This window comes from Bordetella genomosp. 9 (genome assembly GCF_002119725.1).
Lineage (GTDB): Bacteria > Pseudomonadota > Gammaproteobacteria > Burkholderiales > Burkholderiaceae_B > Bordetella_C.
Window position 1 is genome coordinate 2,009,772 of record NZ_CP021109.1, and the last position, 12,316, is coordinate 2,022,087.

Here is a 12,316-nt window from a genome sequence, read left to right on the forward strand (position 1 = left end):
CGAATATGCGGCGTCGCACCATATACTGCGCGACCTCATCCATTGCACCTGGCGGTGCGCTCACGAGGCGGCGCCGCAACCTTCATGTCATGAGATCGTCATCGACCCCCGCCCATCTGAGCCGCGCCGGTTTGTACCTGCTGCTGGCCGGGCAGCTGCTGCCCATGATCGACTTCTCCATCGTCAATGTCGCGCTGGATGCGATGGCGCGATCGCTGCACGCCAGCGAGATGGAGCTGGAGCTGATCGTCGCCGTGTATGGCGTGGCCTTCGCCGTGTGCCTGGCGATGGGCGGCCGCCTTGGCGACAACTATGGGCGCCGCCGCCTGTTCGGTTGGGGCGTGCTGCTGTTCACGGTGGCATCCCTGCTGTGCGGCATGGCCAACACAGTGTGGCTGCTGCTGGCGGCGCGCGCCCTGCAAGGCGTGGCGGCGGCGCTTGCGGTGCCGCAGATTCTGGCCACCATCCACGTCAGCCTGCGCGGCCATGAGCATTCGCGTGCGCTCGGCCTGTACGGGGCAATCGGCGGGCTGGCCTTCGTGATCGGGCAGGTCCTGGGCGGCTTGCTGGTCTCGATGGACGTGGCCGGCCTGGGCTGGCGCAGCGTGTTTCTGATCAATCTGCCGATCGGCCTGGCAGTGCTGGCGTACACCCGGCGCCTGCTGCCGGAAACGCGATCGCCGCATCCCGCCAGTATCGACAAGCCGGGAACCGCGTTGCTGGCGGTGGTGATCCTTGGCCTGCTGATTCCCATGGCCGTGGGCCCGGTTCTGCACTGGCCCTGGCCGTGCGAAGCGCTGCTGGCCGCGGTCCCGGCGTTGCTTTACGCCTTGTGGCGCGTGGAACTGCGTCAGGAACGCCGCAAGGCATTTCCGCTGCTGCCGCCTTCGCTGCTGCGCACGTCCAGCGTGCGGTTCGGCATCTGGATCGCGATCCTGTTCTTTTCCAGCTGGAGCGGCTTCATGTTTTCCATGGCGCTGACGTTCCAGGCCGGCGCCGGAATGTCGGCGATGTCGTCCGGCAACGCTTTCATCGCCATGGGGGTTACGTATTTCATCGGCTCCCTGCTGACGAGCCGCGCGGTGGCGCGGTTCGATAAGGTGCCGGTGCTCGTCTTCGGTTGCCTGGTGCAGATGGCCGGCGTGCTATCGCTGATGCTGACGATGCGCGCCGTGTGGCCCGAGCCGACGGTCTTCAATCTGATGGCGGCCACGTTGCCCATCGGCTTCGGACAGGCCTTCATCGTCGGCTGCTTCTTCCGTATCGGGCTTTCCGAAGTGCCGCCGGATCAGGCGGGCGCCGGCAGCGCCACCTTGTCCACCGTGCAGCAGAGCGCGCTGGGACTGGGGCCGGCGCTGTCCGGATCGGTGCTGGCCCATTTTCTGCACCTGCCCGGCGGCAACTATCTGCATGCCGCATCCGCTGTGCTGACGATGGAGCTCCTGGTGGTCGGCGCGCTGGTCGTCAGCGTGCTGGCCTACGCGCGGCGTCATCGTGTGCCCGAGGCGCCCGTGGCCTGCTCCGCGGGCGCGTTGCCGCCCTTGGAATAGGCTGACTTGGCCGGTTCTTCGCGGCCGTTGATCAGCAGATCCCCCAGCACGCTGACGTCCGTCTGGCCCCAGCCGACACTGGCGAGGGCCGACACGATGTCCCGGATGGCGTCCGGCAGCCAGGCCTCCAGTCGTTGCGCCTCCGATGATGGAGAGGGTGCGCCGCCATGCGGTTCCGCTGGCGGCGCGCTGGAAACATTGCAGGCGTTCATGCGATCGGTCATTTCCGGTCCTCCAAAGGCGGCAAAAAACAAAATCGAGGCCGCTGAGTGGACGGCCTTCCGATGCGGGTTCCTCCGTTTCGTCGTGCACGATGGAAAGAATCCGTGTGGTTCCTGCGGTACACGCCTGAACTTTCCTCGCATGAAGGCCCCCATCGAACGCGTGTGCGTCGCATAATCCACGCATTCCGGCGCGGCAGGCGGTATGGCCGCGGCGATCGGGTTCATGACGTACAGATGGAGATCGACGAATGGTAAGCGCAGGCGCATCCGAGACGTTCAGGATAACTGCCGGGTTTTTGAATTCCGGTCTGCCGCATCGCGTTTTGTTTTTCGCGGCCTTGGTCACGGCCTGCGTGCTGGCTGCAATCGGCCTTCCGGCACAAGCGCAAACGGGAACGTCCGCCGCGCCCGATCTGCCCCTTTGCGATCCGGCCAGCGTGTCGTTCGCCGCCGACACGGAAGACGGATGGTTCGTCGGCATGTCGCAATCCGGCACGCTGCTGGTGCTGCGCAATCTGGGGCCGGTGCTTTGCGCCATCCCTGCGCGTCCGCAGGTGGGCTTCCTGGATGCGAAGGGGCAGCCCTTGGCGGTTGAGCCGGAGTCGCCCAAGGGCATGCATCCTGGACCCGTCATTCCGCCGGTGGCGGTGCCTGTGAACGCGGAACTGACCAGCGAGATGCGCTGGGTGTCCGCCGACGCCTATGGCGACAATAATTGCGTTACGGCCGCCTACATTACGCTGGAGTTGCGCGGCTACCGGTACCAGGCGCCGTTCAGCACGCAGTTGTGCGGTCCCAAGGGCCGCAAGCCGGTCTTCGCCGTGACGTTGCTGCGCCGCGACCCGCCATATCAGCCGCCCACGCGATAGAGCGTCCGGAATCGGCAATAATCCAGCCCTTCCACGCTACGCTTCACCAGGAGGGGTCTCATGTTCAAACGTTTGATTGCCGGCGCCGTGCTGGCCGCGGCCGGCATGGCCGCGCACGCCGATTATCCCGATCGGGCCATCAAGCTCATCGTGCCGTTTCCGCCGGGACAGGCGACGGACATCTTCGCACGCGCGCTGGCCGAAAAACTGGGCGAGGCGTTCAAGCAGCCGATCGTCGTGGATAACCGGGCGGGGGCGGGCAGCAATATCGGCATGGCGCAGGCGGCGCGTGCGCCGGCCGACGGCTACACCCTGGTGATCGCCGGCAGCGCCGCGGCCGTCAACCAGACGCTTTACAAAAAGCTGGACTACAGTTTGGCCCAGGATTTTGCGCCGGTAAGCGGGGTGTTTTCGGTGCCCTTGATGTTCCTTTCGAATCCCCAGTCCGGGATTCGGACATTGCCGCAACTGGTCAAGCAGGCAAAGGCGCATCCGGGCGATCTGGCCTATGCCAGCGCAGGCATAGGCGGAACGCAACATCTGTCGGCGGAGATGTTCAAGGCCGCGGCAGGCATCGACATCCGGCATATCCCGTACAAGGGCAGCGGTCCGGCGCAGGCGGATTTCCTGGGCAACCAGGTGCCGCTGATGGTGGATTCGGTCACCGCGGGACTGCCGCACGTGAAAAGCGGCAAGGCCATCGCGCTGGCGGTGACGACGGCGAAACGCCTGCCCCAGCTGCCGGACGTGCCGACCATCGCGGAGTCGGGCTATCCGGGCTTCGAGGCCATCGGCTGGGCGGCCGTGCTGGCGCCGAAGGACACGCCGGCGCCCATCGTCACGCGCCTGAGCCAGGAGATCGGCGCCATACTGTCGGCGCCCGCCATGCAGGCCTACCTGCGCGACCGCGGGGCAGAACCGATGCCGATGACGCCGGAGCAGACCGGCCGCTTCATCCAGGGCGAAATCGCCAAATGGGGCGCCGCGGTGAAGGCGTCCGGCGCCGAAGTCGATTGATGGCGGCGGACGTGCGCGCCTGTCCGGGCCAGGGAGTGCGGCCTCGCCAGCGCGCTAGGCGGCCCGCGGCCCGCAGCCCGATCCGCTTCGGTTATCAGACGAAAGGCGCCTGGCTCCTGCGTTCAGCGTCGGCTGTCGCCGCGCAACGCCACGGCGAACAGCGCCAGGCTGGCCAGTGCCGCGCCGATGTTGTAAAGCGTCGCCCGGGCAACGGCGTGTCCGTGCATTGTCAGTACGTCGCCCTGTACGTTGTCGTTCAACAGCGAAAACAGGGCGACGCCGACCACGGTGATGCCGAACGACGTGCCCAGGGTTTGCAGCGTTCCCACGGCGCCGGAAGCCATGCCTGCATGGCCGGTTCCGACCTTGCCGATCAAGGCATTGAGCCCCAGGGGAATGGCCACGCCCTGTCCCGCGCCGTTGAGGATCAGCGATACGATCATCCAGCCGGCGGAGCGGGGCGCCGCCAGCGCTACCGCCGCCGACATGGCCAGCCCCGCCGCGAACAAAGCGATGCCGCCCATCAGGGCGTAATGCCCCCAACGCCGCGCGAGCCAGGGACCGGCCAGGGAAGCGGCGAAGAACGCGATGGCCGAAGGGGTAAAGAGCAGGCCCGCGTCCCAGGCGGACAGGCCGATGCCGTTCTGCAGCAGCAGCGTCAGCGATAGAAAGAACGAGCTGATCGAGGAATAGAACAGAAAGATCGCGGCCACGCCGATGGCAAAGGGCCGGTTGCGGAACAGGCCGGGATCGAGCATGGGGGTGCCGCCGCGCGCCAGCAGGCGGTTTTCATAGCGCAGGAACGTCGCCAGCACGCCTACGCCCAGGACGGGCAGCGCCCACGACCACCACGGCCAGGCGTATTCGTGTCCCAGCATGATGGGGACCAGCAGCAATGCGACCGCCACGCCGCCCAGGGCCGCCCCGGGAAGATCCGGCCGCTCGCGGCCGGCGGGGCGCGTCTCGACCAGCCAGCGCGCACCGGCGGCCAGGGCCGCCAGGCCTATCGGCACGTTGATCAGGAATACCAGGCGCCATCCCAGCCAGTCGGGCGCGTGGCCAATCAGCGCGCCTCCGATCAGTTGCGAGATCGACGCCGCCACGCCCTGCACCGCGCCCATCGCGCCGAAGGCGCGGCGGCGCTGATCGCCGTCGAACAGCACGCGGATGGACGCCATGACCTGCGGCATCAGGGCCGCGGATCCCAGGCCTTGCAGCACCCTGGCGGCAATGAGCAGCGCCGGCGTCGTCGCAACTCCGCATATGGCTGACGCCAAGGTAAAGAGCCCCATGCCGGCAAGGAACAGCCTTTTGCGTCCGTACAGATCGCCCAACCGGGCGCCATTCATCAAAAACACGCCATACGCGGCGGCATAGCCGACCAGCACCAGCTGGATATCGGCGTCGGTCGCCGACAGCCCGGCGCGAATGCTGGGGATCGCGACGTTGACGATGAACAGATCCAGGATGGTGATGAAGTTGCCGGTCAACAGCACGGCCAGCGCCAGCCATTGGCTGCGTGCCTGCGCGCCGTGCGGCGGCAGGGTCGGGGACGATAGGGCGGCGGGAGGCTCGGAGGGCATGGGTCGTTTCCTTAACAAATATATACGAACGTATTTATAGTAACATGGCGGAGGCAGCCGAACACCATGCCGTTGACCGGAGAATTCCCCATGAATCCGCAAAGCAAGCCTCGCTCGGGCCGCGGCAAAGCCGCGCCGTTGGAAGCCGCCGCACCGCCGGGCGATCGGCCTGCCGCGGCGGCGTCCGCACCGCCGGACGGGCGCCGGCTGCGCGGCGAACGGTCGCGCGCGAAAGTGCTGGACCGGTCTACCGCGCTGGCTTCGGTGGAGGGGCTGGAAGGCTTGACGTTCGGCCGTGTGGCGGCGGAAGCGGGCGTCGGCAAGGCCAACATCCAGGTACTGTTCGGCGACCGCGAAGGGCTGCAGCTGGCGACCCTGGAAAGCGCCCTGGCGATCTACCAGCGCGAGATCCTGGAGCCCGCCATGCGGCGGCGCACCCCGCTTGCGCGGCTGCGCGCACTGGTCGAGGGATGGTTCGCCTTCGTCCGCGAGCGGCGTCTGCCGGGCGGTTGCTTCATCACGGCGGCCAGCAGCGAATTCCGGGCGCGTCCCGGCGCGATCCGCGACCGCATCAATGCCAGCCGTCTCGCCAAGCGCGAGCGCTTCCGGACGCTGATCGAAGCGGCGCGCGAGGCGGGCGAACTGCGCGGCGACGTCGATGCCGACCAATTGGCGTTCGACCTGGTCGCTTGCGAGGCTGCGGCCAACGTCGCCGCCCTGATGGACGATGAATGGGAGTTCGAGATGGCGCGGCGCACGGCGTTGCGTCATATCGCGCAGGCGCGGGCCTGAGGCCGGCGCCGCCGGCCGCGGGACACCCCGCGCGCGTATCGCGCCGGCGCGACATCAATCGTGCGTATGGCCGATGACGCCGTCAATGGTTTTCGTGCATAACGGCGGCGCTTTGCGTGGCCCGCGCAACGGTCCAGGCGTCCGGCGGGCGACGTCGTTGTCTTTCTTCGCGGCTTTCTGTACAAACGCAGGGAACGATAAATAGAAGCGGTCGTACAGCTTTTCGCCAGGAGACGCGATGCGGCTGACGCTTGAAGGCATAGAAAGCCAGGCGGGATCACAAGTCCTGCTTTATCCCATGAGCCTCGCGCCTGAACCTGGCGCCATGACGGTCCTGCTGGGAGCGACCCAGGCGGGCAAGACATCCCTGATGCGCATCATGGCGGGCCTGGACCGGCCCAGCCGAGGCGCGGTGCGGGTGGACGGCGCCGACATGACCCGCGTCCCGGTGCGGGAGCGCAACGTCGCGATGGTGTATCAGCAGTTCATCAACTATCCGTCGATGACGGTATTCGACAATATCGCCTCGCCATTGCGGCTGCGCCGCGCGCCCCAGCTCGAGCAGCGCGTGCGGGCCATGGCGGCCCGGCTGCATATCGAACATCTCCTGGATCGCTATCCCGCCGAACTGTCGGGGGGCCAGCAGCAGCGCGTGGCGCTGGCCCGCGCGCTGGTCAAGGAGGCGCCGCTGGTGCTGCTGGACGAGCCGCTGGTCAACCTGGATTACAAGCTGCGCGAAGAACTGCGGGAAGAGTTGAGCGATCTGTTCGCCGAAGGCGATTCGACGGTCGTCTATGCCACCACCGAACCGGCCGAAGCGTTGCTGCTGGGCGGCTACACCGCGGTACTCGATGCCGGCGAGCTGCTCCAGTACGGACCGACCGCGCAGGTGTTTCATCGTCCGAACTCGATCCGGGTGGCGCGCGCGTTCAGCGATCCCCCCATGAATCTCTTCGATGCGCGGCGCGATGGCCAGGGCTTCGTACTCCAAAGCGGTCTGCGCGTACCGCGCGACCTTCCGGACGGCGCTTCGGAGGGCGCCATTACAGCCGGCCTGCGTGCGGGCGCGCTCGGATTGGAACCGGGCGCCGGCCGCGTGGCGCTGCCCGGCGAAGTGAAGCTCGCGGAAATCTCTGGCTCGGATACCTTCGTGCACGCGCATACGGCCGCCGGCGACCTGGTCGCGCAGCTGACGGGCGTGCATCGATTCGAGCTGGGCGCCCACATACAGCTTTACTTCGACCCGGCTCAGACCTATGCCTTCGGCGCCGGGGGCGAGCTGCTCGCCGCGCCCGCGCACCGCAGTTTTTCGCCGGAGGGCCGTTGATGGCGAGCATCGAGCTGGACCTGTCGCACTCGTACGTTGCCAACCCCGCCAGGGACGATGACTATGCCTTGCTGCCGTTGCGGTACACCTTCCGCAACGGCGGCGCCTATGCCTTGCTCGGGCCGTCGGGCTGCGGCAAAACCACGCTGTTGAACTGCATATCGGGCCTGTTGCGGCCGTCTTCCGGAAGCGTGCGATTCGATGGGCAGGACGTGACGAACCGCACCCCGCAGGAACGCAATATCGCGCAGGTCTTCCAGTTTCCCGTCGTCTACGACACCATGACCGTGGCGCAGAACCTGGCGTTTCCGCTGCGCAACCGCGGCATGCCGGAAAGCCATGTGCGCGAGCGGGTAGGGCGGGTGGCGGAAATGCTCGAACTGTCGGGCGTGCTGGACCGGCGGGCGCGCGGGCTGGCCGCGGACGCCAAGCAGAAAATCTCCCTGGGCCGCGGCTTGGTGCGCAGCGACGTATCGGCGGTGTTGTTCGATGAGCCTTTGACCGTGATCGACCCGCACCTGAAGTGGTCCTTGCGGCGCAAGTTGAAGGAGATCCATCAGGAATTCAACCTGACGCTGATCTACGTGACGCACGACCAGACGGAAGCGCTGACGTTTGCCGATCACGTGGTCGTCATGTCCCGCGGCAAGGTTGTCCAGGTGGGGACGGCCGACGACCTGTTCCTGCGTCCGGCGCACACCTTCGTCGGCCACTTCATCGGCTCGCCCGGAATGAACTTCCTGCCCGCGCAATGGCGCGAGGGCCGGCTGGAAGTGGAGGGACGGACGCTGGGCGATGCGCCCCCCGCGCTCGCCGGGCGTCTGGCGGCGGCAGGCAGCTTCACCCTGGGCGTGCGGCCGGAGTTCGCCGGCCTGTGCGCGGAGGAAGCGCCCGGCGCCTTGCCCGTGTCCGTGGCCCGCGTGCAGGACATCGGCACTTATCTGCTTTTGACCGGCGTGTACGGCAGCCATACCGTGCGGGCGCGCCTGCCGCTGGACGCCGCGGTGGCGCCGGGCGGCATCGCCTGGCTGTCCGTGTTGAACGCGCATACCTGCTTTTACCGGGACGAGGAGCTGATCCAATGAAGCCCGTGAACCAGAAAGCCTGGCTGCTGATATTGCCGGTGGTCATTTGCGTGGCGTTTTCCGCCATCCTGCCGCTGATGACCATCGTGAACTATTCGGTGCAGGACATTATTTCGCCCGAGCGCCGCGTGTTCGTGGGCACGGAGTGGTTCGCGTCGGTGCTGCAGGACGAGGAGCTGCACGGCGCGCTGTGGCGCCAGATCGGCTTTTCGGTATCGGTGCTGGCGCTGGAAATTCCGCTGGGCATCCTGTTGGCGCTTTGCATGCCGGCCGAGGGGTGGCGGGCGTCCGCGGCGCTGGTCATCATCGCCCTGTCCCTGCTCATCCCGTGGAATGTGGTCGGCACGATATGGCAGGTGTTCGGCCGCACCGATATCGGCCTGCTGGGCGCCGCGCTGGCCGGCATGGGCTTCGACTACAACTACACGGGCGACAACCTGGATGCCTGGGTGACGGTGCTGATCATGGATGTCTGGCACTGGACGCCGCTGGTGGCCCTGCTTTGCTATGCCGGCCTGCGCGCCATTCCGCAGGCCTACTACCAGGCCGCCCGCATCGACGGCGCCTCGCGCCTGGCCGTCTTCCGCTACATCGAGCTGCCGAAGATGCGCGGCGTGCTCATGATCGCGGTGTTGCTGCGATTCATGGACAGCTTCATGATCTACACCGAGCCTTTCGTCCTGACGGGCGGCGGCCCCGGCAACGCCACCACTTTCCTCTCGCAATACCTGACGCAGAAGGCGGTGGGACAGTTCGACCTGGGGCCGGCGGCGGCGTTCTCGATCGTGTATTTCCTGATCATTCTCCTGCTCTGCTTCATCCTGTATAACTGGATCCTGCGCGCCGGAACATCGGGCGCCGTGGATGAGGAGAACGCAAATGCGTGACAAGCCCATCGTCTGGCGCAGCGCCTTTCTTGTCCTGTATCTGCTGTTCGCCATCCTGCCGCTGTACTGGATGCTGAACATGTCGTTCAAGACGAACACCGAAATCGTCGGCGCGCTGACCCTGTGGCCCCGCGATTTCACCCTGGCGCACTATCGCACCATCTTCACCGATCCGGCCTGGTATTCCGGCTATATCAATTCGCTCATCTACGTCGCGATCAACACCGTCATATCGCTGGTCGTGGCTCTGCCGGCGGCCTATGCGTTTTCGCGCTACAGCTTCATTGGCGACAAGCACGTTTTCTTCTGGCTCCTGACCAACCGGATGACGCCGCCCGCGGTGTTCCTGCTGCCGTTCTTTCAGCTGTACAGCTCCCTGGGGCTGATGGATACGCACATCGCGGTGGCGCTGGCGCACCTGGTTTTCAACGTGCCGCTGGCGGTATGGATACTGGAAGGTTTCATGTCGGGGGTGCCGCGCGAGATCGACGAGACGGCCTACGTGGACGGCTATTCCTTCCCCCGGTTTTTCCTGACCATCTTCCTGCCGCTGATCAAGGCGGGGGTGGGCGTGACGGCTTTCTTCTGCTTCATGTTCAGCTGGGTGGAGCTGCTGCTGGCGCGCACGCTGACGTCGGTGAACGCGAAGCCGATCGTGGCCACCATGACGCGGACGGTGTCGGCTGCCGGGATGGATTGGGGCGTCTTGGCAGCCGCAGGCGTGCTGACCATCGTGCCGGGCGGCATCGTGATCTGGTTCGTGCGGCACTACATCGCGAAAGGTTTCGCGATGGGGCGCGTGTAGGGAGGCCGCCATGCTGGACTGGATGGTATGGACCACTCCCGTGGCGGTGTTCTTCGGTTGCGTCGTACTGATGCTGGCCGGCATGACCGTGTGGGAACTGCGGTCGCCCACGCGGCTGCGCAAGGGCTTTCTGCCGATCGCCACCACGCGGGGGGACCGGCTGTTCATCGGCCTGATGGCCGCCGCATGGATCAACCTGATCTTCGTCGGCCTGGGCCAGCGCTTCATGGACTGGTTTTCGCTGGACGAACCGCCGTCGGTATGGATCAGCTTTGTCGTTTCCATGCTGGTGCTGGCCTTCGTCATGCGCAAGGGATAGGGCACATCGCTTTCCGGACCGACGGCCACCGCGCCTTTCCCGGCCGCGTCCTCCGCACACGTAGGGGAAGGCTTATCGAGGAGACAGCTCATGAAATTGCGTATGCATACCGTGGCGGCCGCGATTGCCATGATGGGTACGACGGCTGCCTGGGCAGGCGAGCCCGAGGCGCAGAGATGGATCGATTCGGAATTCCAGCCTTCGACGCTGTCGAAGGAGCAGCAGATGGCCGAGATGAAATGGTTCATCGATGCAGCGGCGAAGTTGAAGGCGAAGGGGGTGAACGAGGTGAGCGTCGTCTCGGAGACCATCACCACGCACGAATACGAATCCAAGACCCTGGCGCGCGCCTTTACGGAAATCACGGGCATCAAGGTCAATCATGATTTGATCCAGGAAGGCGACGTCGTCGAGAAGCTGCAGACGTCGATGCAGTCGGGCAAATCCATCTACGACGGCTGGATTTCCGACTCGGATTTGATCGGGACCCATTACCGGTACGGTGCTATTCTGCCGCTTTCCGACTACATCAACGGCGCGGGCAAGGATTTCACCAATCCCGGCCTGGACCTGAAGGATTTCATTGGCACGCGCTTCACCACGGCGCCGGATGGCAAGCTTTACCAGTTGCCGGACCAGCAGTTCGCCAATCTGTATTGGTTCCGGGCCGACTGGTTCGCGCGCAAGGACCTGCAGGACAAGTTCAAGGCCAAGTACGGCTATGAGCTGGGCGTGCCGACGAACTGGTCCGCCTACGAGGACATCGCCGACTTCTTCAGCAACGACGTCAAGGAGTTGGACGGCAAGCGCGTCTACGGCCACATGGACTACGGGAAGAAGGACCCCTCCCTGGGCTGGCGCTTCACCGACGCCTGGCTGTCGATGGCCGGTACGGCCGACAAGGGCCTGCCCAATGGGATGCCCGTGGACGAGTGGGGCATCCGTGTGGCGGACGACAAGTGCACCCCGGTGGGCGCGTCGGTGGCGCGCGGCGGCGCCACCAATAGCCCGGCTGCCGTTTATGCATTGACCAAGTACATCGATTGGATGAAGAAGTACGCGCCGCCGCAGGCCATGGGCATGACTTTTTCGGAAGCGGGGCCCGTGTCGGCCCAGGGCCAGGTCGCGCAGCAGATCTTCTGGTACACCGCGTTTACCGCCGATATGACGAAGAAGGGGCTGCCCGTCGTTAACCCTGACGGCACGCCGAAGTGGCGCATGGCGCCATCGCCCTATGGGCCGTATTGGAAGGACGGGATGCAGAATGGCTACCAGGACGTCGGATCCTGGACTTTCTTCAAGTCCACCGATCCCGACCGCATGGCGGCGGCCTGGCTGTACGCGCAGTTCGTCACGTCCAAAACCGTGTCGCTGAAGAAGTCGATCACCGGCCTGACCTTCATCCGGGACAGCGATATCCACAGCGACTTTTTCACCAAGAACGCCAACAACTATGGCGGATTGATCGAGTTCTATCGCAGCCCGGCGCGCGTGGCCTGGACGCCGACCGGCACCAACGTACCGGACTATCCGAAACTGGCCCAGCTCTGGTGGAACAACATCGCGACCGCCGTCACGGGCGAAAAAACGCCACAGCAGGCCATGGACAACCTTGCCAACGAAATGGATCAGGTGATGGCGCGGCTGCAGCGCGCCGGGATGGCCCAGTGCCCGCCCAAGCTGAATGCGAGGAGCGATCCTTCCAAGTGGCTGTCGGACCAGCACGCGCCCTGGAAAAAGCTGGCGAATGAAAAGCCCAAGGGCGAAACCATTGCCTACGACAAGCTGCTGCAGGCGTGGAAGGAGGGCAAGGTCCGCTGAAGCCGGCTGCCCGTCGAACGCATACGGGTCCGTCCGG

General features: G+C 65.7%; 12 protein-coding genes. 10 read left to right on the plus strand and 2 right to left on the minus strand.

Features of this window, described 5'->3' with window-relative positions:
• Positions 1–89 precede the first annotated feature (89 nt).
• Positions 90–1,550 carry an MFS transporter gene (locus CAL13_RS09435; RefSeq protein ID WP_086072203.1) on the plus strand — a complete coding sequence of 487 codons (1,461 nt, stop codon included), beginning with the start codon at positions 90–92 and terminating at the stop codon, positions 1,548–1,550.
• Here the strand turns inward: CAL13_RS09435 and CAL13_RS09440 are convergent.
• Positions 1,490–1,774 carry a hypothetical protein gene (locus CAL13_RS09440; protein WP_086072204.1) on the minus strand — a complete coding sequence of 95 codons (285 nt, stop codon included), beginning with the start codon at positions 1,772–1,774 and terminating at the stop codon, positions 1,490–1,492. The genes CAL13_RS09435 and CAL13_RS09440 overlap by 61 nt on opposite strands.
• Before the next feature lie 296 nt (positions 1,775–2,070).
• Here CAL13_RS09440 and CAL13_RS09445 point away from each other — a divergent pair, with 296 nt between their 5' ends.
• On the plus strand, positions 2,071–2,643 hold the full coding sequence (locus CAL13_RS09445; protein ID WP_157664835.1) for a DUF4232 domain-containing protein: 573 nt from the start codon (positions 2,071–2,073) through the stop codon (positions 2,641–2,643).
• Positions 2,644–2,703: 60 nt separating this feature from the next.
• Positions 2,704–3,660, plus strand: a complete 957-nt coding sequence (locus tag CAL13_RS09450; protein ID WP_086072206.1) for a tripartite tricarboxylate transporter substrate binding protein — start codon at positions 2,704–2,706, stop codon at positions 3,658–3,660.
• Between the two features lie 122 nt (positions 3,661–3,782).
• On the opposite strand, the gene CAL13_RS09455 is transcribed toward CAL13_RS09450, so the two are convergent.
• Entirely contained in the window at positions 3,783–5,243 is a 1,461-nt protein-coding gene (locus tag CAL13_RS09455; protein WP_086072207.1) for an MFS transporter, read from the minus strand.
• A 90-nt stretch (positions 5,244–5,333) separates the two neighbouring features.
• Between CAL13_RS09455 and CAL13_RS09460 the strand changes: the two genes are divergently transcribed.
• The 7 genes from CAL13_RS09460 to CAL13_RS09490 all read left to right on the plus strand — a co-directional run bounded on the left by CAL13_RS09460 (position 5,334) and on the right by CAL13_RS09490 (position 12,279).
• Complete coding sequence (locus CAL13_RS09460; RefSeq protein ID WP_232467800.1) at positions 5,334–6,035, plus strand: TetR/AcrR family transcriptional regulator; 702 nt, start codon at positions 5,334–5,336, stop codon at positions 6,033–6,035.
• 238 nt (positions 6,036–6,273) lie between these two features.
• Positions 6,274–7,362 carry an ABC transporter ATP-binding protein gene (locus CAL13_RS09465; RefSeq protein ID WP_086057184.1) on the plus strand — a complete coding sequence of 363 codons (1,089 nt, stop codon included), beginning with the start codon at positions 6,274–6,276 and terminating at the stop codon, positions 7,360–7,362.
• Complete coding sequence (locus CAL13_RS09470) at positions 7,362–8,447, plus strand: ABC transporter ATP-binding protein (protein ID WP_086072208.1); 1,086 nt, start codon at positions 7,362–7,364, stop codon at positions 8,445–8,447. Before CAL13_RS09465 ends, CAL13_RS09470 begins: the two co-directional genes overlap by 1 nt.
• Complete coding sequence (locus tag CAL13_RS09475) at positions 8,444–9,334, plus strand: carbohydrate ABC transporter permease (protein ID WP_086072209.1); 891 nt, start codon at positions 8,444–8,446, stop codon at positions 9,332–9,334. The genes CAL13_RS09470 and CAL13_RS09475 overlap by 4 nt, the downstream gene beginning before the upstream one ends.
• Positions 9,327–10,139: a carbohydrate ABC transporter permease gene (locus CAL13_RS09480; protein WP_086057187.1), complete on the plus strand. Its 813-nt coding sequence runs from the start codon at positions 9,327–9,329 to the stop codon at positions 10,137–10,139. Before CAL13_RS09475 ends, CAL13_RS09480 begins: the two co-directional genes overlap by 8 nt.
• Before the next feature lie 10 nt (positions 10,140–10,149).
• A complete protein-coding gene (locus CAL13_RS09485; protein WP_086057188.1) occupies positions 10,150–10,458 on the plus strand; it encodes a DUF2160 domain-containing protein in 309 nt (102 codons plus the stop codon).
• A 90-nt stretch (positions 10,459–10,548) separates the two neighbouring features.
• On the plus strand, positions 10,549–12,279 hold the full coding sequence (locus tag CAL13_RS09490; protein WP_086072210.1) for an ABC transporter substrate-binding protein: 1,731 nt from the start codon (positions 10,549–10,551) through the stop codon (positions 12,277–12,279).
• Positions 12,280–12,316: the final 37 nt, after the last annotated feature.